Below are 25,536 nucleotides of genomic sequence, written 5' to 3' on the forward strand. Positions count from 1 at the left end.
TCTTACCACAGCGAACTCGTCTGCTTCAGCAGCCAGAGTCTTAATAGTGAGTTACATTTGGGCACTCAGCGCGTTGTGGGGATCGCTTGAGTCGATTGGGTCGCCTATAGAATTCCCTGTAGGAATTTTTCTAGCCGCTCCATGCCGCGCTTGATGGTGTCTAGATCGGTCGCATAGGACAGCCGGATGCAGTCGTCTGCGCCAAAAGCCGCGCCTGGGACTGTGGCAACCTGATGCTGATCTAGCAGTTCGCTGCAAAAATCGAGGGAAGACCGTCCCGTTTTGGCGATGCTGGGGAACATATAAAATGCGCCATCGGGTTTGGGACACTCTAGCCCTGGCATGGCGTTGAGGGCATCCAGCATATAGCGGCGGCGCTCGGCAAAGGCGGCTAGCATTTCCTGCACGCAGTCTTGGGGATTTTCATAGGCGGCGATCGCCCCATATTGGGCAAAGGTGCAGACATTGGAGGTGCTGTGGCCCTGGATTTTTGTTGCCGCTTTTACCAGGGGCACTGGCCCTGCTAAGAAGCCAACGCGCCAGCCCGTCATAGCGTAGGTCTTGGCAAATCCGCTGCACACGACGGAGCGTTCGTAGGCTTCTGGGCTGGCTGCGCCAATGCTGAGATGCTGAGCGCCGTCGTAAAGAATTTTTTCGTAGATTTCGTCCGACAGTATCCAAAGGTCGGCCTGGGCGGCCACCTGGGCGATCGCCCTCACTTCGTCTGGCGTGTAGACCATGCCCGTTGGGTTGGAAGGCGTGTTAAAAACCAGTAGCTTGGTCTTGGGCGTAATCGCCTGCTGAATCTGCTCTGGCGAGACTTTGAACTGGGTTTCGACCGTCGTGGGCAGGATGACGGGTGTACCCTCTGCCAGCTTCACCATTTCGGGATAGCTGACCCAAAAGGGCGCGGGGATAATCACCTCATCCCCTGGTTCAATCATCGCCAGCATCAGGTTAAAGATCGACTGCTTGCCGCCGTTGGTGACCAGAACGTTCTCTGCGCCGTAGCACAGCCCGTTGTCGCGCTGGAGCTTTTGGGCGATCGCCTCTCGCAGTCGGGGTTCCCCCGCGGCCGGGCCGTAGCGCGTCTTGCCCTCATCTAGCGCGGCTTTGGCAGCTTCCACAATGTGCTTGGGCGTGTTGAAATCTGGCTCTCCGGCGCTAAAGCTGCATACGTCGATACCCTCCGCCTTCATGGCTTTGGCCTTTGCGTCAATAATCAGCGTCATCGACGGTGATACGTTCTCTACCCGTGCTGCCAGTTTCATGCCTACCCCAAATGCTTGACCGTTCAGGACGTTTTAGCTGAATGTAGCTCACTTCAGCCTACTGTGAATGCTGGCGCGGGTTGGAAAATGTCAGGCGTTTTTTACAAACTGGGGGATGAGATGGGATAGGAAAATGCGGGGTAAGGGCGATCGCCGCCAAACTGGATTAGGAGTGATAAGGTGACGAAATATTAGCCGAAAGAGAGTGTCGCAGCACCCTCAGATTGCAGTAAGTTACACATCAGCTAGACCGCTCATTACGCCAATCCCTATTTACGTCAGTCCCATTACGCCAGTCCCATTACGTCAATCCCCATTACGCCAAGACCCTAACCCCCTCTTCCAAAAAAATATGCCCAACCACAGTCACAACGGTCTGTATATTGCGCTGATCAGTGTGCATGGCTTGATTCGGGGTCAGAATATGGAGCTAGGGCGCGATTCTGACACAGGCGGCCAGGTGAAGTACGTGGTGGAGTTGGCCCGCGCCCTGGCCCAGCAACCTGGCGTGGCAGCGGTCGATTTGTTTACCCGGCTGATTGCCTCGCCCGATGTGGATCAAGACTATGGCGAGGACCTTGAGCCGCTGGGCGGCAAGGCCCGGATTGTGCGAATTGTGGCGGGCCCGCCAGAGGAATACATCCCCAAGGAGCAACTGTGGGATCACCTGGACAGCTTTGTGGACAATATGCTGGCATTTTTTCGCACGAGCGATCGCGTGCCAGACCTGATCCATAGCCACTATGCCGATGCGGGCTACGTGGGCAGTCGCTTAGCAAACTTCCTAAATGTGCCGCTGGTGCATACTGGGCACTCGCTAGGGCGGGTCAAGCGGACGCGGCTCTTGGCCAACGGGCTGTCGTCGCAGGATATTGACCAGCGCTACAACATGCTGCGCCGGATCGAGGCAGAAGAGCTGACCTTGGCAAGCGCTGAGTTAATTATCACCAGCACGCGCCAGGAGGTGGAAGAACAGTACGAACTGTACGACTGCTACCAGCCGGAGCGGATGCGCGTGATTCCCCCTGGCACAGACCTGACGCTGTTCTACCCGCCCCAGGGGGATGAGTGGGAAACGGCGATCGCCCAGGATATTTGCCGCTTTTTGCGCGAACCCCAAAAGCCGCTGATCCTGGCGCTGTCTCGTCCCGATGCCCGCAAAAACATCGGGGCGCTGGTGGAGGCCTACGGCAGTTCCGAACGCCTCCAGGAATTGGCCAACCTGCTGATCGTGGCGGGCAGCCGGAACAATGTTAAAGATATGGACGCAGGCGCTCAGGAAGTGCTGACGGAGCTATTCCTGGCGTTTGATTATTATGACCTCTACGGTCGCGTTGCCTATCCCAAGCGCCACAAAGCCGACGAAGTGCCCTATATTTACCGACTGGCGGCCCTGTCTGGCGGCGTGTTTGTCAATCCAGCCCTGACGGAACCCTTTGGGCTGACGCTCATCGAGGCAGCGGCCAGCGGTTTGCCGATTGTGGCAACGGAGGACGGCGGCCCGCGCGACATCATCGGCAACTGCAACAACGGCATCCTGATCGATCCGTTGGACAGTGATACGATTGTTGCCGCGTTGCTGACGCTGCTAGAACACCCAGAAAAACGGCAGCTTGCTGTTGAAAACGGGCTACGGGGCGTGCGCGAACACTATTCCTGGGAAGCCCACGCATCCAGCTACCTGGAGGTGATTCGACCGCTGCTCGACAAGACCCAGGTAGTGGAGCGAGTGCCGCTGTCACGCCGCGCTATGGTCTACAACGATCGGGCGATCGTTACTAGCCTTGATCAAAACCTGCTGGGCAACCCGGTTGATATTCCTTACTTTGTCGAAGTGCTGCGCGAGAATCGCAAGTCTACGGCTTTTGCTGTGGCCACCGGGCGGACACTAGAGTCTGCCCTAAAAGTGATGCGCCAGTATCACATTCCCGAACCCGATGTACTAATCAGCAGCAGCGGCACAGTGATTCACTATCGTCCGGATTTTACAGAAGATACCTGGTGGAAGCGGCATATCGACCACCGCTGGACACCCGGAGAAGTGCGGCGCGTTTTAGCTGATCTGCCAGGTCTGGAGTTGCAGCCCAGCATCCACCAGAGCCAGTTCAAAATCAGCTACTTCTATGATGCGGAGGTCGCGCCCGCGATTCAAGAAATCAAGAGCCTGCTCTATCAAGAAGATTTGGCAGTGAATGTGATCTTCTCCTTTGGGCAATATCTCGACATCTTGCCCATCCGCGCCTCCAAGGGACAGGCGTTGCGCTACGTCGCTGATCGCTGGGGTATTCCGCTAGAGCATATCCTGGTGGCGGGCGGTTCTGGAGCCGATGAAGACATGATGCGCGGCAATCCGCTGGCAGTCGTGGTGGCCAATCGTCACCATGAGGAACTGTCGCACCTGATGGATGGGGAGCGCATTTACTACGCCAAGCAGGCCCACGCGCTGGGTATTGTGGAGGCGATCGCCCATTTCGACTTTTTCAACACCATGAAGGAAGTCTGAGCGACCCAAGCTTCTGCAATTTCGGTTTCCTAACCCCTCACCGCGCCTGCCATCATGCGCTGCTTTAGCCGCTGCGGATCGCCCGACTCCACAATTCGACCCGCCTCCATAAAAAAGGCTCCGTCGGCGTAGTTCAGTTCGTCTAGACGATGCGTCACCCAGAGCGCCGTCATGCCGCGTGTTTTCACCAGTTGCCGGACTTGATCGACCAGATCAAGCTGGCTGTCGGGGTCGAGCAGGGCAGTGGGTTCGTCCAGCAACAGCACCTCACAATGGCGGGCGATCGCCCCTGCAATGGCCACCCGCTGCTTTTGTCCGCCGCTCAGCGCGTAAATGGGCCGTCGCTGCAAATGCAGCAGGTTCACCGCCGCCAGCGCCTCTTGCACCCGCTGTCGAGTTTCAGCCGTAGACAGGTTTTCTGCCACCAGCCCAAAGGCCACATCTGCCCCCACAGTCGGCATCACCAGTTGATGATCGGGATTCTGAAATACAAACCCGACGGGCTGCACTAGGTTGACCTGCCCCGACTGAGGAGCTAGTAACCCTGTCATCAGCTTTAGCAGCGTAGACTTGCCGCTGCCGTTCGTCCCCAGCAGCATCCAAAATTGCCCCTTGGGGACATGCAGCGAACAGTTCTGCAACACTGGCGATTGCGCCGACCAAGCAAAGCTCACAGACTCAATGGCGATCGCCCACTCACTCATCTAATCCACCTTCAATCACAGGAGCAGCCCCCAAGAGCATTCAAAAAATCCGCCTACTGTCAGGACGGCTCCGTCAGTGCAAAAAATCCCGGCGGACGAGCCGTGCCGCTGGCTCCAGCTTTCTCCGACACCTGCACCGCCGAAATCTCGCTCACCAGCACGCCCAACTTCTTGTCCGGCTGCTTCTCACAGGTCAGCTCCAGCGCCACCGGATTGCCCGACCGAATCGCGTTCAAAATCTCTTGATACACTGCCTCCGCATCTTCTGCGGTCTTCCGCTGAATCGACAGCATCGACGGCGTATTTTTCAGCACAATGTCAACAATAAACATCTAAATCCAGACCTTTACGCACAGAAACAAACGCTACCTCTTCAGTATCTCAGACAGACCTGATTTCAGGGGAAAGGACACAAAGCCGTCTCACGCCTAAATCCCCAAAATCCAAAACCAAAATCCAAAATCCAACCCTGCCTCGCTCAATCCTTAAGCTAATCCGATCTCACAGATAGCTTTCCCAGAAACTATCTGTATAATGAGGGGGAAAGTAAAGAAACGTAAACTCTGCTCATACTCCGTTGTCGATTTGTGCAGCTTTGTTGCACGATCGCTCACAGGTATAGGCAGAGCCTTTCAGTACTCGTACTTAATTCATTGGAGATTCCGCGCTATGACCATAGCAATGGGAAGAGCGCAAGCCCAGCGAGGATGGTTTGACGTTCTCGACGACTGGCTAAAGCGCGACCGATTTGTCTTCGTAGGATGGTCAGGCATTCTGCTATTCCCCTGCGCCTACTTGGCGCTGGGAGGCTGGCTGACCGGCACCACCTTCGTCACCTCCTGGTACACCCACGGCATCGCCAGTTCCTACCTAGAGGGCTGCAACTTTTTGACCGCCGCCGTCTCCACCCCGCCCAACAGCCTAGGCCACAGCCTGCTGTTTTTGTGGGGACCCGAAGCCCAGTGGAACTTCACCCGCTGGTGTCAACTAGGCGGCTTGTGGACCTTCGTCGCCCTGCACGGCGCATTCGGACTGATCGGCTTCATGCTGCGACAGTTTGAGATTGCCCGTCTAGTGGGCATCCGTCCCTACAACGCCCTGGCATTCTCCGGTCCCATCGCCGTGTTTGTCAGCGTATTTCTGCTGTACCCACTAGGACAATCGGGCTGGTTCTTCGCCCCCAGTTTCGGCGTTGCCGCCATCTTCCGATTCATCCTATTCGTGCAAGGCTTCCACAACTTCACCCTGAACCCGTTCCACATGATGGGCGTGGCAGGCATCCTGGGGGGTGCGCTGTTGTGCGCCATCCACGGAGCGACCGTGGAGAACACCCTGTACGAAGACGGCGACAAAGCGAACACCTTCCGCGCCTTCAACCCGACGCAGGCGGAAGAGACCTATTCGATGGTGACCGCCAACCGCTTCTGGTCTCAGATTTTCGGGATTGCGTTTTCCAACAAGCGCTGGCTGCACTTCTTCATGCTGTTTGTGCCGGTCACGGGTCTGTGGATGGCGAGCATTGGGATTGCGGGCTTGGCGCTGAACCTGCGGGCGTATGACTTTGTGTCGCAGGAGATTCGCGCTGCGGAAGACCCGGAGTTTGAGACGTTCTACACCAAGAACATTCTGCTGAACGAGGGCATCCGCGCCTGGATGGCTCCGCAAGACCAGCCTCACGAAAACTTTGTATTCCCTGAAGAGGTACTGCCTCGCGGTAACGCGCTGTAGGGGATTTCAGCGAAGATTTCAATCTTTAGCTGAATTTTTTGACCATTGCATGACTGTTCTTCGCGCCCTCACAGTTTTGTGGGGGCGTTTTTTTGGAACCTGATGCTCAACTACTTTGGGACTTACGCAGTTGGACAATTTCTCGCGGGCTGCACCCGCGAGAAATTGTCCAAAATTCAGGGAGTTTATCGCAAATGCGTAAGTCCTATACTTCTTTAGAAAAATCTTCTGAAGTCCGCGCTATCTCAGACCCTCAGCCGTTGGCTGTGCTATATTCTGAGGTAAGCCACAGAGAAGAGCCTGGCTTTTCAAATGCGGCGCTAATGCAGTCAATACTATTAAAAGAACAGGAGGTGTTGCCCATGCAGGACAGCAGTAAACGTATGGGTCGTCAGGTTGAGATGTACTGGCTGTGCGCCGGGGCTGTTCTCTTGTAGCTTGACCCAGCTTCAATCAGAATCAAGTTTTCTGGGAGAGTCTGAGTTTGTTCAGAGTTCCTCCCGGCAGTCTAGGTCAATTTGAAGACCCGCTAGACCGCCCTTGCTACTGGTGTTTTGGTTTCGACCGAAGGCACTGCCCAGCAGGGGCGGATAGTTTTTTAGACAGTTGAGTCAACCCGACAAGCGCATTCCCGGAGGGAGTTTACCATGTCCCAAAAACTAACCGACGCTGAGATTCAAACGCAACTGGCGCAAGTGCCCGACTGGACTTTGGAGGGCGATCGCCTCCAGCGCACCTATCGGTTCAAAGATTTCGTAGAGGCGATCGCCTTCGTGAATAAATTGGTCGAACCCGCCGAAGCCGCTGGCCACCACCCCGACATTGCCATTTCCTATAACCGTGTCACCGTCACCCTCACCACCCACGACGCGGGCGGACTGACTCAAAAAGACTTTGACCTCGCTGCTACATTATCCAAACTGTAGGGTTGGCTCAAGATTGAGCTAGGTAGAGCAGCCCTGCATCAAGGCTCTAGACTCTCATCCCACACTTCTCGACCCCATAGCGTCAATACCTCAACATAAGCCTCCGTGAAGTTCGATTCCTAAATCAAGCTTCAGCACGACGCGCCATTGTAGCCCCTAAAACCAGCCCCCAAGACCCTGGAGTCTTTTGGGAGCGCTTCGACCGTCTGCTGTCGGCCCGGAATCAGCCTAAAACCAGCCCCCAAGACCCTGGAGTCTTTTGGGGGCTTATTTTGTGTGGGCTGCTTCCAGACCAATCAGCTTCGTTATCACGCCCATAGCAGCCGACAAGCACCTAGAGAACCATCTAGACGAATCGAGATGACGGCTATGGGGATCAAAAATCCCGCAAACCTTGACCGCTCTAATTGGCAGCCCTGTACAGGTTAGATCTTGCACTCTCGTTGACAATCTGCTACTTTTATTTTGCTGTTAGCTGCAATTTATTCTCATCTAGAGGCGCTTTTTCGGATGCGTACAGCCAGCGCTTTATTGTTTTGGCAGGAATTGTGGCTGCCAGAAATAGCTGCTGTTGCAACTAGCGAGATGCTAATTATTCTTATCTATCTCAGAACGATAACGTTTGGACAATCAAGGTGTGAGGACAAAAGCAATGCTGTCAAAGGTTCTTTGGAACTCTTTGCTGGTAACTCCAGCAGTTTTGGGAGCTGCACTGGTCTCTGCGATCGCCCCTGCCAGCGCTCAGGTACAGTCTGAGCCTTCCGTGGCAACCCTCGATCAAGTGATGCAGTACAGCAACGAAGGTCGCAGCAGTGGCGCTCTGGCCCAAGTGACCTCGGTGACTGAGTTTTCTGATGTCAGCCCTGGAGACTGGGCCTATGAAGCGCTAGCCTACCTGGCCAACTCCGAAGCGCAGGGGGGTCTGGACTGCTTGGAAGGGTATCCCGATGGCACCTATCGCGGTGGTCGGGCAATGACCCGTTACGAGTTCGCTGCGGGTCTGGCTTCCTGCTTGGATGCAGTGGTGGGTCGTCTGGAAAGCCTCGACCCAGAAGCCCTAGCTCGGATTGAAGCCCTTCAGCGTGAGTTCGCGGCTGAGCTAGCAGTGCTGCGTGGGCGTGTAGATGCGCTGGAAGCGGCGGTCGAAGAACTGCAAGCCAACCAGTTCTCCACCACCACTCGCCTGAGCGGAACTGCTATCTTTGCCTTCTCGGACGCTTTCGGTGACAGTGTATTTGAGGATGCCAACAACACCGTCTTCCAGAGCCGTGTTCGCTTGGCCTTCAACACTAGCTTTACCGGTCAAGATCGATTGCTGACTCGTTTGCAGGGCGGTAACTTCAGGGACTTTGTTAATGTTCCGGGGATCTTTATCACTCCCGCAACCGAGGCATCCAACACGCGCTTCTTTGATGAGTACGGCGACTTTTCCTTCGACAGCGGTGGTGACTTTGCCGTTGCTGTGGATCGCCTCGAGTATCGTTTCCCCATCGGTATCGGCCAGGTCTATCTAGGAGCGCAGGGGCAGCGGATTTCAGACATTGTGCCCACTATTAGCTCTTTGGACAGCGGGGAACAAGGTGCTTTGTCATCTTTTAATCGCAATCCCATCTATGACCTCGGCAAGAACGAGCAGCGTATTGGCTTTGGAGTCACCCTCGACCTATCTGATGATCTCCAACTTGGGCTGGGCTATCTCACAGGGCGAGGGAACGATCCGGCTGAGCGGGCGGGTCTATTCGATGGTGGCTACACCGCTTTTGGTCAGTTGACATTCACTCCCGGCACCTTAAAGCTGGGTTTAACCTACACCAACGTCTACAGTTCTCATCAGGTTGCGACAGGTATTTTTTCACCGTCAGTGTATAACAGCTACGGCATCAGTTTTGAGCTAGGACTGACGGATGCCTTCTTCATCGGTGGCTGGGGAATGTATACGGACACTCGTACCTTCGCCGGGCCTCTAGACTTCCGAGGGGATGGCGAAGCCTGGTCCTACGCCTTAACGCTGGGCTTGCGTGACTTGGGTGCGCGGGGTAGCTTGCTGGGGGTAATTGCCGGTGTGCCACCTTATCAAGGCTCTTTTGGCCCGGGTGGCGGTGGTAGTGGGCTGACTAACACGGGTGGTTCCTTCCATGCCGAAGTGTTCTATCGCTTTAATGTGTCAGACAACATCTCCTTCACTCCAGGAGTCATCTTTGTGACCGATGTTGCAGACACAGGCAGCGACCTTTTCATCCCCGTCCTTCGCACATCCTTCCGATTCTAGTTGTTCCAACCCTGTAGCTTGCTTGGTTTACTAACTTGGTTTAGGGCTCAAGTTAGCTACAGGGCATCCACACTTCACCGTTCCTTAACCTAGATCACTCAAGCCAAATCGGGAAGTACCTGCTACACTGAGTGGTGTTTGAGTGAGTGCAATCTGTAAAGTTAGCAATTGTCGTTGTAAAAGATTTCTCACTGGCTACGCAGATTTCTCCGTGTTGTTCGGGTAGAAGTCTTGAGCAGTCGATGTTATAACGATTATTGATTGCGAGTTCTTTATTCTAGGTGTGAGGACAAAAGCAATGCTGTCAAAGGTTCTTTGGAACTCTTTGCTGGTAACTCCAGCAGTTTTGGGAGCTGCACTGGTCTCTGCGATCGCCCCTGCCAGCGCTCAGGTACAGTCTGAGCCTTCCGTGGCAACCCTCGATCAAGTGATGCAGTACAGCAACGAAGGTCGCAGCAGTGGCTCTCTGGCCCAAGTGACCTCGGTGACCGAGTTTTCTGATGTCAGCCCCGGAGACTGGGCTTATGAAGCGCTGGCCTACCTAGCCAACTCCGAAGCGCAAGGTGGTCTGGACTGCTTGGAAGGGTATCCCGATGGCACCTATCGCGGTGGTCGGGCAATGACCCGTTACGAGTTCGCTGCGGGTCTGGCTTCCTGCTTGGATGCAGTGGTGGGTCGTCTGGAAAGCCTTGACCCAGAAGCCCTAGCTCGGATTGAAGCCCTCCAGCGTGAGTTCGCGGCTGAGCTAGCAGTGCTGCGCGGACGTGTAGATGCTCTGGAAGCGGCGGTCGAAGAACTGCAAGCCAACCAGTTCTCCACCACCACCCGCTTGAACGGTCGAGCAGTCTTTGCCTTCTCTGACATCTTTGGCAGCAGCTCGATCGAAGACGCAAACAACACGGTGTTCCAGAGCCGCGTTCGTTTGAACTTTGACACTAGCTTTACGGGCAGAGATCGTCTGAGAACTCGCCTGCAGGCTGGTAACTTCGTTGATTTCAACGCAGTTCCAAGCGCTCAAATCTCTCCGGTTAGCCAAGATTACACCGAGCAAACTGACTTCTCCTTCGACAGCGGTGGTGGCTTCAACGTAACCGTTCCTCGTTTGGAGTATTACTTCCCCCTTGGGCCTGCGACGGTCTATCTGGGCGCTCGCGGTCAAGGTATTTCTGATATCGTCACCTCGGTTAGTTCTTTTGATGATGGTGAGCAAGGTTCGCTGTCTTACTTTGGCTACAACCCGATCTATGACCTGGGTGGTGCTGCTCAGAACATCGGTTTTGGCTTGACCTTTGACCTGAGCGATGCCTTCCAACTGGGTCTGGGCTACCTGACAGGCGAAGGCAACAACCCCTCGAACGGCGCAGGTCTGTTCAATGGCGACTACACCGCTTTTGGTCAGTTGACCTTCTCGCCTGGCGACTTGACTGTGGCGCTGACCTACGTCAACAGCTACATCTCTGAGCCGAACAGCTTGGGTACCTTCTCGCCTTCTGTTTACAACGGCTACGGTATCAGCTTTGAGTTTGGTTTGTCGGATACCTTCACCATTGGCGGTTGGGGTATGTACGTTGATACCCGCACCTTTGCTGGGCCTCTAGCTTTCCGGGGTGATGGCGAGGCTTGGTCCTACGCTCTCACGCTGGGTATTGGCGACCTGGGTGTAGAGGGTAGCTTGCTGGGTATCATTGCTGGCGTGCCTCCTTACCAGGGTTCCTTCGGCAACTCTACCTTGGGTAACTTCTCTCCCTTCAACACTGGCACCTCGTTCCATGCTGAGGTGTTCTATCGCTTCCCGGTATCTGACAACATCTCTCTGACTCCCGGCGTGATTTTTGTCAGCAACATTGCCGACACGGGCGACGATGCTATCATTCCAGTGCTGCGGACTTCCTTCCGCTTCTAGAGTTCAGGTTTCATCAGGGCTTATGTCCTGTTGATCAGTTTCGATGAGTACTGGAAAGACCCTGCTTCGGCGGGGTCTTTTATTTTGGGCAGTTGAATCCAAGAAAAACCAAAACCCCGGTGGAGAACCGGGGTATACTGAGGAAGCTACTGATTTTTGATGAGCTCGTGGAACTTTCCTGTAAGACTGAGTATGCCCTGCTGGCACTTCTGGAATTGACGAACCACTACAGCAGTGGAGAGCCGCTGCAAATTCGCCAAATTGCCGCAGAGCAAAACATTCCAGACCGCTATCTAGAGCAACTGCTGGCCACGCTGAGGCGTGGGGGGCTGGTGCGGAGCCAGCGGGGAGCGAAGGGCGGTTATGTGCTAGCACGAGAACCCTGGAAGATTAGCTTACTGGAAGTGGTGAACTGCATTGAGGGACAAGACGCGCAGACCACCGATGCAAGACGTGATACAAAAACCGTCGAGGGAATGGTGATTTGGGAGGTGTGGCAGGAGGCGGGGCAAGCTGCCGATGCAGTGTTGCAAAAACAGACCTTGCAGGATCTGGCTGACAAGCGCGAGGCTCGCCGCCGTCTAGACATTATGTACTACATCTAATCCATCTCATTTAATCCATCTAAAACTTGGACTGAATCTAACCATGCGAATTGCTCAGAACATTACTCAGTTGATTGGCGGTACGCCGCTAGTGCGGTTGAACCGGATTCCTCAGGCGGAAGGGTGCGTCGCGCAGATTGTGGTGAAGCTAGAGGGCATGAATCCGTCTGCTTCAGTCAAAGACCGCATTGGCATCAGCATGATTGAAGCGGCGGAACAGGCAGGCAAGATTGAGCCGGGCAAGACCGTTTTGGTGGAGCCGACCTCCGGGAATACGGGGATTGCGCTGGCAATGGCGGCGGCGGCAAAGGGCTATCGGCTGATCCTGACGATGCCGGACACGATGAGTTCGGAGCGGCGGGCGATGCTGCGGGCGTTTGGGGCGGAACTGGAGCTAACGCCCGGAATCGAGGGCATGAGTGGCTGTATCCAGCGGGCGCAGCAGATCGTCGCCATGTTGCCGGATGCCTATATGCTGCAACAGTTTAGCAATCCGGCGAATCCCCAAATTCATCGAGACACGACGGCGCTAGAAATCTGGCAGGACACCGATGGTGCGGTGGATATTCTAGTCTCTGGTGTCGGGACGGGCGGTACGCTGACGGGTGTGGCCGAAGTGCTGAAAGAGAAGAAGCCAGGATTTCGGGCGATCGCCGTTGAACCCGCCAACAGTCCGGTGCTGTCGGGTGGTCGCCCCGGCCCCCACAAGATCCAGGGCATTGGCGCGGGCTTTGTGCCGCAGGTGTTGAATACAGGAATTATCGATGAAGTGGTGACCGTAACGGATGAAGAGGCGATCGCCTTTGGTCGTCGGCTGGCCCGCGAAGAAGGGTTGCTCTCTGGGATTTCCAGCGGCGCAGCATTGGCGGCTGCAATCAAAGTGGGCCAGCGTCCCGAAAACGCCAACAAGCTCATTGTGGTGATTCAGCCCAGCTTTGGTGAGCGCTATCTCAGCACCCCCCTCTTCCAAGATCCAGAACTGGTTGCGTCTGGTTCGCTGAGCGCCTGAGTCTCTCTGAGTCTCTCTGAGTTTCTCTGGGTCTCGACCTAAGTCGCTCAAGGACGCGCCTTATACACGCCTTACAATAGGCGTATGCAGCAGCAAGACCACTATAAAACTCTGGACGTTCACCAGACGGCGACCCAGGCTGAGATCAAGCAGTCCTATCGCCGTCTGGTGAAACAGTTTCATCCGGATCGCAATCCCGAACTAGACGGGCACGATCAGATTGCAACCATCAATGCCGCCTACGAAGTGCTGGGCGATCCCCAGCGTCGCCGCACCTATGATCAGCAGTTGCACGATGCAGAACGGCTGAAAGCGGCGGGTTTTGACGTTTACGAAGAATCGACAAGCAGCCGCCAACAGCGCACCGCCGAGGCCCAGCGCCGCTATCAACAGCGCCAGACCGGGCAAGACGATGACGAGCAGATTAAGCAATGGCTCCACCGGGTTTATCAGCCCGTCAATCGGCTGTTATCTAAAATTTTGAATCCGCTCAAAGAGCAGCTGGATGATCTTGCCTATGATCCGTTTGATGACGAGTTGCTGGAGGCGTTTCAGGCGTATCTGGATGAATCCCGCGACTTGCTACACAAGGCGCAGACTACGTTTAAGTCCATGTCGAACCCGCCCAGCACGGCAAAGGTCGCCGCTGATTTGTTCTATTGCCTGAGCCAAGTGGGAGATGGCATCGATGAGCTAGAGCGATTTGTCACTAGCTACAACGAGCAGTATTTGCACACGGGTAAGGAATTATTTCGGATTGCCAAAGGGCTGAAGCGGGACGCGCAGGCAGCAGTGAAGCGAATTGGGTAAAAGCAAAAATCAAGAACCCCCAGAGTTCCCCCTTGATTATGGTTTCGGGTCGATCGGTTTCAAGTCCGTAAGTCCTGACCCCTGATCCCCCGGTTGTGCGTCACAATAGAAAAGCTGTGTCAATTTGGGTTGCGGGATCAAGGCTGAACCAGTCCCTAACTGCCAACCCTGCTCCTTCCCATGTCACTCCCGATTGTCGCCATTATTGGCCGCCCAAACGTGGGCAAGTCTACCTTTGTCAACCGACTGGCGGAGGTGCGGGATGCGATTGTGCATGATGAGCCAGGAGTGACGCGCGATCGCACGTACAAGCCAGCCTTTTGGAATGACCGCGATTTTCTGGTGGTGGATACCGGCGGGCTGGTGTTTGATGATGATACAGAATTTTTGCCGCTGATTCGAGAGCAGGCCATGGCGGCGCTGGCCGAAGCAAGCGTGGCGGTGATGGTAGTAGACGGGCAGGCGGGCGTGACGGCGGCCGACGAGGCGATCGCCTCCTGGCTGCGGCAACAGTCCGTTCCCGTGCTGCTAGCGGTCAACAAATGCGAATCGGTGGAGCAAGGGCTGATTCAGGCAGCGGAATTTTGGAGCTTGGGGCTGGGCGAGCCTCATCCTGTGTCGGCGATTCATGGCAGCGGCACGGGGGATCTGCTGGATAAACTCATTACTTTTTTGCCGCCGACGGATCAGATTGAAGAAACCGATGAGATTCGGGTGGCGATTGTGGGGCGGCCAAATGTCGGCAAGTCCAGTCTGCTGAATGCATTTGTGGGAGAAAAGCGGGCGATCGTCAGCCCCATTTCAGGCACCACTCGCGACGCGATCGACATGCAGGTCGAGCGCAACGGACAGCGCTATCGACTCATCGACACCGCAGGCATCCGCAAGAAAAAGCAGGTGGAATATGGCCCAGAATTCTTTGGGATCAACCGAGCCTTTAAGGCGATTCGGCGGGCGGATGTGGTGCTGCTGGTGATCGACGCAATCGACGGCGTGACGGAGCAGGATCAGAAGCTGGCTGGACGCATTGCCGATGATGGGCGGGCCTGCGTTGTGGTGATCAATAAATGGGACGCGATTGAAAAAGATTCCCACACGATTTACGAATACCAGCGGCATCTGGAAGATCGGCTGCACTTTACCAACTGGGCAGAGACGATTTTTGTCAGCGCGATGACCGGGCAGCGGGTGGAGAAGATTTTGGAACTGGTGAACCGGGCTGCCGAGCAGCATCGCCGCCGCGTTTCGACCTCGGTGATTAACGAAGTGCTGGAGGAAGCGGGCAACTGGCACTCGCCGCCGACCACCCGCCAGGGTCGCCAGGGCAAGATCTACTACGGTACGCAGGTGAGTACGCAACCTCCGGCGATCGCCCTGTTTGTCAACGATCCCAACCTGTTTAACGACAACTATCGCCGCTATATTGAGCGCCAGTTTCGCCAGTCGCTCGGCTTTGTGGGTACGCCAGTTCGCTTCTTTTGGCGAGGCAAAAAGCTGCGAGAGGTGGAGCGCGGCTCTGCAAACCGAGCGACGAAGGTGTAAGCGGAACGGCTATGGATCTGCTGCGATCGCTCCCCATCGGGCTATATCTGGAGCAACCCATCACCTGGCTGCATCGGCTTGATCCCCGCGTCAAGGCGGCCTGGCTGATGGCGTTTGTGCTAACCCCGATCGCCGCAACCCCCTACTGGCGGCTGTCGCTGGTGGGCTGGCTGCTGGCGCTGATGGTGAGTACGCTGCTGCCGCTGCGCGTCTGGAAGCGACAGGTCGGGCTGGCGGCAGGATTTAGCCTGCTGCTGTTTTTGGTGACGCTGGTTGTGCCTGACGGGTTGACGGTTACTCATCAGCCGCGCACTCCTGCGGACGAGCTAAGCATCACGGTGCCTCCGTCGCCTTCATCTGCAACTCCGTCCGTCGGGGAGGATGCACCCATAACGCTGAACCTGGGCAATGGCTATCAGTATGTGCTGCTTCAGGCAGGGCCGCTGCGCGTCACGCGGCGATCGCTCAATCTGGGCATCCGAGTCGGCACGCTGGTTTTCACGCTGCTGGTCAGTACGAACCTGTTTTTGCTGACCACCGCGCCAGAAGAAATTACCGCTGGGCTGGAGAGTTTGCTAAGACCACTCGGACGGTTTGGCATTCCCGTCACCGAAATCGTGCTGACGCTCACGCTCTCGCTACGCTTTATTCCGCTGGTGCTAGAGGAAATTCAAAACCTAATCCGCTCCGTGCGAACCCGCGCCATCAACTGGCGAAAGCTGGGGTTTCGGGGCAGTTCCCAAGTCGCCCTCACCGTCGCAGAACGCCTAGTGGATAACCTGCTGGTTCGCGCCACCCAGATTGCCAGTGCCATGCAGGTGCGAGGCTTTACCAGTCCCAACCGCCATCAGGTGAAGTGGCATCAGTTTCGCGTGTTTTGGCTCGACTGGCTGGCGATCGCTGCGTTGGTGCTATTCATCCTTGCCCGCATCCGCTGGGGCAGCTAACGGGGGCAGCTAACGGGGATAGCTAACGGGGATAGCTAACGGGGGCAGAGCGCCGGAACGTTGAGACAGGTCCCCAAGCTCTTGCAATCCCGTGTGCTAACCCCGCGTGCTAACCCCGTGAGAAATGTCTTAACCTGCCGATAAAAACTTAAAGAAAACTTGTTTTTGTAGCGCTACTATACAAACTAGCATACAGTATTACTGTGAATGCATTTTGAGGCACGATTGAACATCTCTCCAAACATCTCTCTAGGGACGGATATTGTCCATATTCCTCGAATCAGGGCGTTAATTGACCGTTTTGGCGATCGCTTTTTGAAGAAGGTCTACACTGCTATCGAGCAGCAAGACTATTGGCAAGCCTGCGCCCAAGCCATCGAAAATCAGGTTGGCATTGCCAGACTGGCAGGACGATGGGCAGCAAAAGAGGCAGTCGTCAAAGCAATGGGCACGGGCTGGCGGGGAATTCGCTATACCGATGTCGAAATTCGGCGGCAAGGAAACGGTGCGCCAACGGTTTGTCTACACGGCACAGCAGCCCAATGGGCGGCTTGTGTGGGTGGCGGCAACTGGCAACTCAGCCTGAGCCATGATGGAGAGTATGCGATCGCCACGGCAATGTTTCTGGGCCATAGGGCGAAATAGGAGGCATCGGGTCAACGCCGCCTGGTTAACGTTACCTGGGCAGGTTTACTGAGCCAAACCTCTTCACCTGGGTCTTATCGTCAGCAGCGAAACCGTGCAGTCGGGCTGTCTGCATCACCTGCTGTCTACATCACCTGCTGTCTGCATCACCTGTTGGAACAAGACTGTTGATGAGGCTTTTCGGTTGAGCGTTTGAGGCAGGATTTTTACCGAATCCCTTAAGCTAAAAGTCTTAGCCAAAACTCTCAGCCAAAACTCTCAGCCAAGACTCTTAGCCAAGACTCTTAGCAGCTATCCAAAACCTCCTGAAAGTTGCGCTTCTCTGTCGTTCCGCACTCTGCTACTCTGCTGTCATCCTTCAACAATTTATGAAATTCGCTCAATCGCTATCCGCCCCGCCATCAGGAGCCAATGCAACTCGAATGAGTCGCGAATCCTACCTGAATCACCCAACCTTTGGGTTGCTCTATCAAGTTTGCGAAGTTACCGCAAATCAAGATCTGTTTGCGACGCTCTACGCGCAGCGGCTGTTCTTTTTGGTGACGGCCTCGTCAGAGGGCTTACAGTTTGAGCCGATAAGTCGCTCAGATGCCCGCATTTTGCTGGAGAATCGTCTGCGGGGTCTGCGACGCAGCGGCAGTGAAGCGGAGTATGCGGCATTGCAACTGGTTTATAAACAGACCTTTCAGTAATTCGCTCCGTTAACCCTGTGCGGAACCTCTGCAAATTTGCAGATTTGTGCAGATTTGATGATTCCTTGAGTCCACGTCAGAAGAGATGGGCATGAGTGCTGCTGCGCCTGAGGCGATCGCCCAAACGATTCATCAAATTCGTCAAACGCTGCCCGATCGGGTGCGGCTGATGGCAGTTACCAAGCAAGTGTCTCCCGATGCAATGCGGGCGGCCTATGCCGCAGGCATCCGCGACTTTGGCGAAAGTCGGCTGCAAGAGGCGATCGCCAAACAAGCCGAACTGCAAGACTTGAGCGATGTAACCTGGCACCTCATCGGGCATTTGCAAAGCAACAAAGCCGCCAAAGTCCTCGACCATTTTCACTGGATTCACTCCGTAGACAGCCTCAAGCTGGCCCAGCGCCTCAATCAGCTAGCGGGCGATCGCCCCACCCGCCCGCGCGTCTGCCTCCAGGTTAAAATTCTCCCTGACCCCAATAAATTTGGCTGGACAGTTCCAGAACTGTTGGCTGACTTGCCCCTGCTCGACGACTGTCAGCATTTGGACATCGTGGGGCTGATGACGATTCCGCCCTACGGACTCGATCCAGACGTGACAAAATCGGTGTTTTTGCAAACTCGCGAACTGGCCGAAAAAATTCGCCATCAAACCCTCAAAACGATCCGAATGGAAGAACTGTCGATGGGAATGTCAGAAGACTATCCCCTGGCGGTCGAAGCCGGAGCCACCATCATCCGGCTGGGTCGGGTCTTGTTTGGCGAACGAACCGAAACTTGATTATCGCGCTGACTCAATCTTTGTTAATGAAACTGAGTGTTAATGAAACTGAGTCGGTGTCTCAATGTCGAAATGCGGTGATGCAAATAAAGAGTCGGGCCAGCGCTGGGTTGAATCTCAACAATGCCGAGGGGTTTACTGTCGAGGGGTCTACATATTGACATTGACATATTGACGACATATTGACCGCTGTAGGGAGATTGGCTGAGCGTGAGCGCTAGGAGGGCGGCTGATACGATCAGCCAGAGAGCGATCGCCCGCTTTAGCGAAAACCGGGGCATAGGAATAGCTCCTTGTGTGAGAAACCGTCTGCGAGCCGTAGACAAACGCCGTAGACAAAACAGTCCGTCTCAATCGATGCCCCTGGAGCAGTGTCCTACCCGGCCAGCGATCATATTTCGTTTTTCATGAAGATGCCAGTGGAAGGGCGATCGCATGGCACACTAGCTAATGCAAAAGCCGCATTCCATTCAGCATGACGCGACCGATTGATTCCCTTTCTCCTGCCCCTGCCCAAGCCCTCAGTGCCCCTTCCGAGCAGGCGATCGCCACCCAAGCCCGAAAAGCCGAACACATCCGCGTCTGCCTGGAGGAAAACGTCCAGTCGCACCTCACCACGGGGCTAGAGCGCTATCGATTTACCCACTGCTGTTTGCCAGAACTGGCTCCGGCTGATTTGAACTTGCATACAACCTTTTTGGGCAAGGCGCTGACGGCTCCGCTGCTGATTTCTTCAATGACAGGCGGCACAGACCTAGCGCGAGTGATCAACCTGCGGCTGGCGGCGGCGGCGCAGCGGCACGGACTGGCGATGGGCGTGGGGTCGCAGCGCGTGGCCATCGAAAATCCAGAGGTGGTGTCTACCTTTGCCGTGCGCTCCGTTGCGCCGGATATTCTGCTATTTGCCAACCTGGGCGCAGTGCAGTTGAACTATACCTATGGTGTGGAGGAGTGTCTGCGCGTGGTGGACTGGCTCCAGGCGGACGCGCTGGTGCTGCACCTGAACCCCCTGCAAGAGTGTGTGCAAACGCGGGGCGATCGCAACTTTCGGGGCCTGTTCGACAAAATCGCGGCGCTGTGCCACGCCCTGCCCGTGCCCGTGATTGCCAAAGAAGTGGGCAACGGCATCTCTGCGCGAATGGCGCAACGGCTCGTGGACTGTGGCATTGGGGCAATTGACGTAGCGGGGGCGGGAGGAACCTCTTGGGCCCGGGTGGAGAGCGAACGCGCCCAAGACCCGCTCCAGCGGCGGCTGGGCAATACCTTTGCAAACTGGGGCATCCCCACCGCCGACTGCATTACCTCAATCCGGGCAATCGCCCCCCAGGTTCCCCTGATCGCCTCTGGCGGCCTGCGAAACGGGCTGGACGTGGCCAAGGCGATCGCCTTGGGGGCAGACCTGGGCGGACTTGCCCTCCCCTTCCTGCAAGCCGCCGCCGACTCCGACGCAGCCCTAGATGAACTGATCGAAGCCCTGATTGCAGAACTCAACACCGTCCTGCTTTGCACGGGCAGCGCTGCATTGCGGGATTTGCGAGAGCCGGGGATCTTAGTCAAAGCGGGGTCAGGCATGGAGTGATGTAATCCCCCCCAATTCCGCGGTTCCCCATTCCCACGCCGCGAACCTACTCCGACTTTTCTTCAAAGGTCAGCGAAGCGGAGTTGATGCAATAGCGCATTCCCGTAGGCGCGGGGCCGTCGTTGAAGACGTGGCCGAGATGTGCGCCACAGGTTTCGCAGTGGACTTCGACCCGGCGCATAAAGAAGCTGTTGTCTTCTTCATAGCCCACGTTTTCGGCCGCCAGTGGGGCCCAATAGCTCGGCCAGCCCGTGCCAGAGTCAAACTTGGTTTCGGAGCTAAACAGCGGCGTGCCGCAGCAGACGCACTTGTAAATGCCGGGAGCCTTGTTGTTGTGATAGGCCCCGGTGAAGGCGCGTTCGGTGCCCTTTTTGCGAGTGACGTGATACTGCTCCGGCGTGAGCTGCGCTTTCCACTCAGCGTCGGACTTGACGATTTTTTCTGCCATAACGATTCCCTCAATCCTGCTTCCATTGTAAAGCTGTGTAAAGCTTTCGGGGCAGGACTGGCTGCATCGAACCAGGGCAAACTGGATATGACAGGAACCATATGACAGGAACCCCTAGGCCGTGGCTACTGGCTCCAGACCGAGCGATCGCATCAGCCGCTCTAGGTCGAAGTGGCTCTGCATCAACTGGCGAATATGCTGCACCTTGATGGATTCGTGCAGGCGAACCTGGCCAAAGGTGCGATCGATAATTTCCACCGTGGTCAGCGTGTCCAGATCCACCGAGAGAATGGGCACTTCTAGGTCTTCAGCACGACTGAGGACGGCAGGCGTAGGCGGAATCTGCCCCGTCAGGATTAGGCAGTGGGTCGAGGTTTCTAGCGCTGCAAGCTGAATATCCGGGCGATCGCCCCCAGTGACCACCGCCATATTGCGCGACTTGCGGAAATATTTCAGCGCAGCGTTGACGTTCATCGCGCCGATCTTCAAGCTTTCCACCATGAGATCCAGCCGATCCGGGCGACACAGCACCTCTGCATTGAGCTGATGCACCAGTTCCGCCACGCTGACGCTCCGCAGCAAGTCACTCCGGGGCAACACCGCCAGCACTGGAATTCCCTTGCTTTCCAGAAATGAGCGGACGTTGGCATCTACTGCGTCTACCTGATCCAGCGGCACGTCGTTTAGCAGCACCCCCTGGAGGCGATCGCCCAGCATCCGCTTCGAGGCCAGCAGCGAATCCACTACCAGGTCAGAGTGATAGCGAGACACCAGCAGCACAGGCGCATCCAGCACCTCCGCCATCTGCGGCAGCGTCAGGTCAAACAAAGAGCCTTCGTCCAGCGTTCCTGGCCCCTCCAGCAGCGCCAAACTGCCACCCTGCATTCGTCCGTAGGCGGCCAGCGCCTGCTGATAGTGGGTGGAGTCTTCGCCCTTAATGCGGCGGGCGATGGTGTTGGGATCGAGCGAGAGCAGCGTGGGGCGCAATCGGCTTTCTGGCAGGTTCAGCGTTGCGGCAATAAACCGCACGTCTTCATCTAGCGTGTCTGCTTCAGACTCGCTCAGGCAAGTCCCCATTGGCTTGCCGTAGGCAATATCTACCCCTCTCTCTTGAAACAGGTGCGCCAGCCCCAGAATAATCGCAGATTTGCCACTATACGCTTCGGGAGACCCAACGAGTAAATACTGCACAGACTCACCCACCCACCTTATTTTGAAAGACTTTGAAAGACACAGGTATTCTGCAAGACCCATCCGCCGCTGCGGACTTCTCCTCATTGTAGAGGAGGTCTCTGCTTTCACAAGGGGGGGAGGCGAGTTCAGAAACCCTGCTTATTCATCCAAACGCAGCAGCTTGCGGTAGAAACCCTGCGAAAAGTCTGCTATCCGGTTGGATTTGAAGTAAAAAATGACATCGATTAAAAAATCGACAAACTCAAAGTTTGCCAGCGTGACTTCATAGCTTAGCTCGGCATTGCCATCGAACTGCATCCGGCAGCGCGTCAGGTCAGCAGGCAGCGACGACACGCTCCAGCTGGCCACAAACGGAATGCTCTCTCCTCCCTCGATCTTGCGAGATCCTTCCAGGCTGCCCTTTTGATAAAGGCTGATGGCGAGGGGCAGGGCGTTGCGCTTGCGGCCCTGATAGTAGGGTGCGTACACATTCACGTCGCGAGGATTTGCAGGTTGAAGGGTCTCGATGGACATGCTCAAATCGTCCTTGGAGTCTCAATAGTTAGCAGGTGAAGCGTTGCAAACCAGCAGCGTGGGGATAGCAGGCTGGGCGATCGCCAGGATCTAGCCAAGATTTGCACCCTCCCCAGCGGCTATAGATGGATAACGGGTAATGGATCACGACTAATGATTCACCACTGATTCAGTATGCCCCGTTCCCCCGCTTTGCTAGCACCGCCTGCGAGAAAAATCGCAGAGAGACCAGACCGCGCCCTCAATCAGCGCTCCTCCAGTGGCGACCTGTTCAGCAGTTCAAGTCAAGCTGGAATCGCTCACGGGACGGGAATCGAATAAAGCGCAATAATCCCAACAAGCCAAAACTCTTGGCAGACTAAAAAAAAGTAAAAATGTATCAGAAATCACAATGGACTCTGGGCGACAACTTTAGCATGAGGGCTTTATGACCCGGATTAGCGCAAGGCTTTTGTGCCAGCATTCCTGATTTTGAAGCAGCCCTATTTGTAGCATAGGGCACGTTTTGTCTGGGCTGGGTTTTGGGTGGAAGATGGGCTGAAGTGAATGGGCTGAAGTGAATGGGCTGAAGTGAATGGGCGGAGGCAAGGACGCTTTGGGTGCATCCCACTTTTGTAACTTTTGCAACCCTCACCCTAAATCCCTCTCCCGCTTTGGGAGAGGGACTTCCAACCCGACTCCCCTTCTCCCTTTTTGGAGAAGGGGCTGGGGGATGAGGGCAAACTTGCAAAACTGGGATGCGCCCGATGCTTGCTCTCTCGACTTTTTCACTTTGATCTCTCTGTTCACTTTTCGTTCACTTCTCTATGAGGCGATCGCCTCTCCGTTTCTCCTTCACCCTTGCGCTATCTAAAACCAGGGAAATTGCAACCAACTATCACATCGTTAAAGCGATAGGGAGTATCAACTATGGAGCCTGAGGTTCTCCAGTCGGAACCCAGACTGCCCACACCGCAATACAGCGGCATTTGGGCAAAGCTGGCAAACTTTTTTCGGTTCGATCAATACGGCACAAATTTTCGGACTGAGACGCTGGCGGGGTTCACTATTTTCATGACCATGGCCTACATCCTGGTCGTCAACCCGCTGATCCTGTCGGACGCGATTTTCCTGCAAGAACCGCGAGATCTGTTTGGCGAACAGGTGTTTGCGACGGCAATCTCAGCGGCGATCGCCACGCTAGTCATGGCCCTGATCGCCAACTATCCCTTTGCCCTGGCTCCTGGCATGGGGCTAAACGCCTTCTTTGCCTACTCCGTCGTGCTGACGCTGGGCTTCGACTGGCGGCTAGCTCTGGCGGCAGTGCTGGTGGAAGGCATCATCTTTATCATTCTGACCTTTACCAACATCCGCAAGCAGATTGTCGATGCCATCCCGATGACGCTGAAAACGGCGACCTCTGTGGGCATCGGCTTTTTCATCGCCTACATTGGGCTAGCAGGCGACCCGGCCACGGGCGGCGCAGGGCTGATCGCTGCTAGTCCCGTCACCAAGACCACGCTGGGTACCCTGGGCAATCCCAATGCGCTGCTGGCTCTATTTGGCATTGCCCTGACGACGGCCTTCCTGGTGCGGCGGGTACGCGGGGCGCTGCTCTGGGGCATTTTGGCAACGGCGGTGCTGGGCTGGATTTTGGGCGTGTCTCCCTGGCCGAAGGGCATCGTTGGCGCACCCCAGTTTCCCGTCGATCTGTTCGGTAAGGCGTTTAGCGGGCTGGGCATGGTCACGGGCAGTAACTGGATTGATTTCCTGGCGGTGCTGCTGGTGTTTCTATTTGTGGATATGTTTGACACCGTAGGTACGCTGGCGGGCGTGGGCAAGCGGGCGGGCTTTTTGACAGAAACTGGCGAACTGCCCCGCACGAATCAGGCGCTATTGGCGGATGCTGTGGGTACAACGGCCGGGGCGATCGTCGGCACTTCGACCGTCACCAGCTACGTGGAATCGGCGGCAGGCGTGGCCGAGGGCGGCCGCACAGGCTTTACGGCCCTGGTGACGGGTCTTCTGTTTGCCCTGGCGATTTTCCTGGTGCCGCTGTTTGAGGCGATTCCTGCCTACGCCACGACTCCAGCCCTAGTGATTACGGGTGTGCTGATGATGGCAGGCGCGGCAGACATTCGCTGGGCCGACCCTGCCGAAGCCGTTCCCGCCTTCCTCACGATCTTCTTCATCCCGCTGTCCTTCTCCATTGCCACGGGCCTTTCCCTGGGCTTCATTGCCTATCCCCTGGCCAAGACCTTCCAGGGCAAAGCCCATGAAGTGAGCCTGGCCACCTGGATTCTGGCGGCGGTTTTCGTAGCCCGGTTTATCTTCATGACGCTGCGCTTTGGCTCAGCGGAGTAATCGGGTGATGGAGGAATGGGCGAATGGGGAGTGGGACGGTGGCTTTCCAGCACTCCCTAACCCTGTGACTCCATGACTCCACCCCTTCCAGCACTGCTCCGATGTCTATCCAATGCTTCTCTCAACTTGCAATCCTTTTGCAGCATCATCCGGTTGTCCTGGCAACGGTCATCCAGGTTCGGGGATCGGTGCCGCGGGAGGTGGGGGCGCGGATGCTGGTTTGGGGAGATGGACAAATCTGGGGCACGATTGGCGGCGGGGCGGGTGAAGCAAAGGTGATTCGCGCCGCGCAAGCCGTCCTGCAATCGGGCGAAAAGCAGCGGGTGCAAATTGACCTGTCGGGTGCGCCAAACCGCGAGATTCAGGGCGTGTGCGGCGGCTGGATGCAGGTGTGGGTGGAGCGGTGGCAGGGGGAGGGAGCGATCGCCCTGGCCCAGTCCATCTGCGATCGCCTCCAGTCGGGACAGCCTGCCACCCTAGTCACGCCCCTTGTTATTGACCCTGCTCCTGATCAGTCGCCCTACCTGGCCGATGAGTTGGGAAATGGACGGGCGATCGCCCTCAGTGAATCTGCCTTTGTCGAAACGCTACAGCCGCCGCCTGCTCTGCTCATCGTCGGCGCAGGCCACGTTGGCGAACAGTTGGCCAAAGTCGCCGCTCTCATTGGCTTTCAGGTCATGGTGCAGGACGATCGCCCGGAGTGGGCCAACGCCGACCGCTATCCCCAGGCGACGCGCATCTTTGCCGAGCCGATTGCCAGCGCTCTGCGCCAGCTAGCGCCTCATCCCCAGCTTTATGCCGCCCTGGTGACTCGCGGCTACCAATATGACCTAGAGGCGCTGGACTGTTTGCTAAGCCGCAATTTGCCCTGTTTCTACCTGGGTATGATTGGCAGCGAAAAGCGTGTGCGCCAGGTCTATCAGGCGATCGCCCAGCGCGGCATTGATCCTGGCAAATTGCAAACTATCTACGCCCCCATCGGGTTAGACATCGGTGCCCTCACTCCAGAAGAGATTGCCGTCAGCATCGCTGCTGAGCTAATCCTGGTTCGGCGCGGCGGCACAGGGCGATCGCTCTCCGCATCCCTCCGCCAGTCTGCCAGCCCTCTTTAGCGTTCGCGTTTACGA

The 25,536-nt window shown here is 56.2% G+C and carries 24 protein-coding genes; 17 read left to right on the top strand and 7 right to left on the bottom strand.

Annotation, left to right across the window (positions count from 1 at the left end; translation table 11 throughout):
* Positions 1-104: 104 nt before the first annotated feature.
* Positions 105-1,271 (bottom strand): pyridoxal phosphate-dependent aminotransferase, encoded by a 1,167-nt coding sequence (locus tag HNI00_RS01700; RefSeq protein WP_316790127.1) that lies wholly within the window; start codon positions 1,269-1,271, stop codon positions 105-107.
* A gap of 352 nt (positions 1,272-1,623) precedes the next feature.
* Here HNI00_RS01700 and HNI00_RS01705 point away from each other — a divergent pair, with 352 nt between their 5' ends.
* A complete protein-coding gene (locus HNI00_RS01705) occupies positions 1,624-3,774 on the top strand; it encodes an HAD-IIB family hydrolase (protein ID WP_316790129.1) in 2,151 nt (716 codons plus the stop codon).
* A 29-nt stretch (positions 3,775-3,803) separates the two neighbouring features.
* On the opposite strand, the gene HNI00_RS01710 is transcribed toward HNI00_RS01705, so the two are convergent.
* Positions 3,804-4,478 (bottom strand): energy-coupling factor ABC transporter ATP-binding protein, encoded by a 675-nt coding sequence (locus tag HNI00_RS01710; RefSeq protein WP_205370908.1) that lies wholly within the window; start codon positions 4,476-4,478, stop codon positions 3,804-3,806.
* A gap of 59 nt (positions 4,479-4,537) precedes the next feature.
* Positions 4,538-4,810, bottom strand: a complete 273-nt coding sequence (locus HNI00_RS01715; RefSeq protein ID WP_297077117.1) for a UPF0367 protein family — start codon at positions 4,808-4,810, stop codon at positions 4,538-4,540.
* Positions 4,811-5,147: 337 nt separating this feature from the next.
* On the opposite strand from HNI00_RS01715, the gene psbD reads away from it, so the two are divergent.
* The 13 genes from psbD (at position 5,148) to HNI00_RS01780 (ending at position 18,332) form a co-directional block, all read left to right on the top strand.
* A complete protein-coding gene (psbD, locus tag HNI00_RS01720) occupies positions 5,148-6,206 on the top strand; it encodes a photosystem II D2 protein (photosystem q(a) protein) (protein WP_172358603.1) in 1,059 nt (352 codons plus the stop codon).
* A 194-nt stretch (positions 6,207-6,400) separates the two neighbouring features.
* Positions 6,401-6,643, top strand: a complete 243-nt coding sequence (locus HNI00_RS01725; protein WP_316790132.1) for a hypothetical protein — start codon at positions 6,401-6,403, stop codon at positions 6,641-6,643.
* Positions 6,644-6,853: 210 nt separating this feature from the next.
* Complete coding sequence (locus HNI00_RS01730; protein WP_316790133.1) at positions 6,854-7,132, top strand: 4a-hydroxytetrahydrobiopterin dehydratase; 279 nt, start codon at positions 6,854-6,856, stop codon at positions 7,130-7,132.
* 652 nt (positions 7,133-7,784) lie between these two features.
* Positions 7,785-9,401 carry an iron uptake porin gene (locus HNI00_RS01735; protein ID WP_316790135.1) on the top strand — a complete coding sequence of 539 codons (1,617 nt, stop codon included), beginning with the start codon at positions 7,785-7,787 and terminating at the stop codon, positions 9,399-9,401.
* A 298-nt stretch (positions 9,402-9,699) separates the two neighbouring features.
* Complete coding sequence (locus tag HNI00_RS01740) at positions 9,700-11,304, top strand: iron uptake porin (RefSeq protein WP_316790138.1); 1,605 nt, start codon at positions 9,700-9,702, stop codon at positions 11,302-11,304.
* A 167-nt stretch (positions 11,305-11,471) separates the two neighbouring features.
* Complete coding sequence (locus tag HNI00_RS01745) at positions 11,472-11,909, top strand: Rrf2 family transcriptional regulator (protein ID WP_172358605.1); 438 nt, start codon at positions 11,472-11,474, stop codon at positions 11,907-11,909.
* A gap of 43 nt (positions 11,910-11,952) precedes the next feature.
* Positions 11,953-12,918 (top strand): cysteine synthase A, encoded by a 966-nt coding sequence (gene cysK / locus HNI00_RS01750; protein ID WP_316790141.1) that lies wholly within the window; start codon positions 11,953-11,955, stop codon positions 12,916-12,918.
* Positions 12,919-13,002: 84 nt separating this feature from the next.
* Positions 13,003-13,728: a DnaJ domain-containing protein gene (locus HNI00_RS01755; protein WP_316790143.1), complete on the top strand. Its 726-nt coding sequence runs from the start codon at positions 13,003-13,005 to the stop codon at positions 13,726-13,728.
* 180 nt (positions 13,729-13,908) lie between these two features.
* Positions 13,909-15,270 carry a ribosome biogenesis GTPase Der gene (gene der, locus HNI00_RS01760; RefSeq protein ID WP_316790145.1) on the top strand — a complete coding sequence of 454 codons (1,362 nt, stop codon included), beginning with the start codon at positions 13,909-13,911 and terminating at the stop codon, positions 15,268-15,270.
* A gap of 11 nt (positions 15,271-15,281) precedes the next feature.
* Positions 15,282-16,217, top strand: a complete 936-nt coding sequence (locus HNI00_RS01765) for an energy-coupling factor transporter transmembrane component T family protein (protein ID WP_316790146.1) — start codon at positions 15,282-15,284, stop codon at positions 16,215-16,217.
* Between the two features lie 225 nt (positions 16,218-16,442).
* Complete coding sequence (acpS, locus tag HNI00_RS01770; protein ID WP_316790147.1) at positions 16,443-16,862, top strand: holo-ACP synthase; 420 nt, start codon at positions 16,443-16,445, stop codon at positions 16,860-16,862.
* A 422-nt stretch (positions 16,863-17,284) separates the two neighbouring features.
* Positions 17,285-17,554 carry a transcriptional coactivator PipX gene (pipX, locus tag HNI00_RS01775; protein WP_316790148.1) on the top strand — a complete coding sequence of 90 codons (270 nt, stop codon included), beginning with the start codon at positions 17,285-17,287 and terminating at the stop codon, positions 17,552-17,554.
* A 91-nt stretch (positions 17,555-17,645) separates the two neighbouring features.
* Positions 17,646-18,332, top strand: coding sequence for a YggS family pyridoxal phosphate-dependent enzyme (locus HNI00_RS01780; protein WP_316790149.1), 687 nt, complete (start codon positions 17,646-17,648; stop codon positions 18,330-18,332).
* Positions 18,333-18,355: 23 nt separating this feature from the next.
* Here HNI00_RS01780 and HNI00_RS01785 read toward each other — a convergent pair whose 3' ends face one another.
* Positions 18,356-18,613: a hypothetical protein gene (locus tag HNI00_RS01785; protein ID WP_316790151.1), complete on the bottom strand. Its 258-nt coding sequence runs from the start codon at positions 18,611-18,613 to the stop codon at positions 18,356-18,358.
* A gap of 194 nt (positions 18,614-18,807) precedes the next feature.
* Here HNI00_RS01785 and fni point away from each other — a divergent pair, with 194 nt between their 5' ends.
* A complete protein-coding gene (fni, locus tag HNI00_RS01790; RefSeq protein ID WP_316790153.1) occupies positions 18,808-19,911 on the top strand; it encodes a type 2 isopentenyl-diphosphate Delta-isomerase in 1,104 nt (367 codons plus the stop codon).
* A gap of 46 nt (positions 19,912-19,957) precedes the next feature.
* Here the strand turns inward: fni and msrB are convergent, their stop codons facing one another.
* The 3 genes from msrB to ebsA form a co-directional block, all read right to left on the bottom strand.
* On the bottom strand, positions 19,958-20,359 hold the full coding sequence (msrB, locus tag HNI00_RS01795; RefSeq protein ID WP_297078487.1) for a peptide-methionine (R)-S-oxide reductase MsrB: 402 nt from the start codon (positions 20,357-20,359) through the stop codon (positions 19,958-19,960).
* Positions 20,360-20,473: 114 nt separating this feature from the next.
* Positions 20,474-21,562, bottom strand: coding sequence for a phosphotransacetylase family protein (locus HNI00_RS01800; protein ID WP_420156240.1), 1,089 nt, complete (start codon positions 21,560-21,562; stop codon positions 20,474-20,476).
* A gap of 129 nt (positions 21,563-21,691) precedes the next feature.
* Complete coding sequence (ebsA, locus tag HNI00_RS01805; RefSeq protein WP_068508424.1) at positions 21,692-22,066, bottom strand: type IV pilus biogenesis protein EbsA; 375 nt, start codon at positions 22,064-22,066, stop codon at positions 21,692-21,694.
* A 909-nt stretch (positions 22,067-22,975) separates the two neighbouring features.
* Between ebsA and HNI00_RS01810 the strand changes: the two genes are divergently transcribed.
* Positions 22,976-24,409 (top strand): NCS2 family permease, encoded by a 1,434-nt coding sequence (locus HNI00_RS01810; RefSeq protein WP_316790159.1) that lies wholly within the window; start codon positions 22,976-22,978, stop codon positions 24,407-24,409.
* Between the two features lie 101 nt (positions 24,410-24,510).
* Positions 24,511-25,521 carry an XdhC family protein gene (locus tag HNI00_RS01815; RefSeq protein WP_316790160.1) on the top strand — a complete coding sequence of 337 codons (1,011 nt, stop codon included), beginning with the start codon at positions 24,511-24,513 and terminating at the stop codon, positions 25,519-25,521.
* Positions 25,522-25,536: the final 15 nt, after the last annotated feature.

The organism is Thermoleptolyngbya oregonensis NK1-22 (assembly GCF_032705245.1).
In the GTDB taxonomy this organism is placed as follows: domain Bacteria; phylum Cyanobacteriota; class Cyanobacteriia; order Elainellales; family Elainellaceae; genus Thermoleptolyngbya; species Thermoleptolyngbya sichuanensis.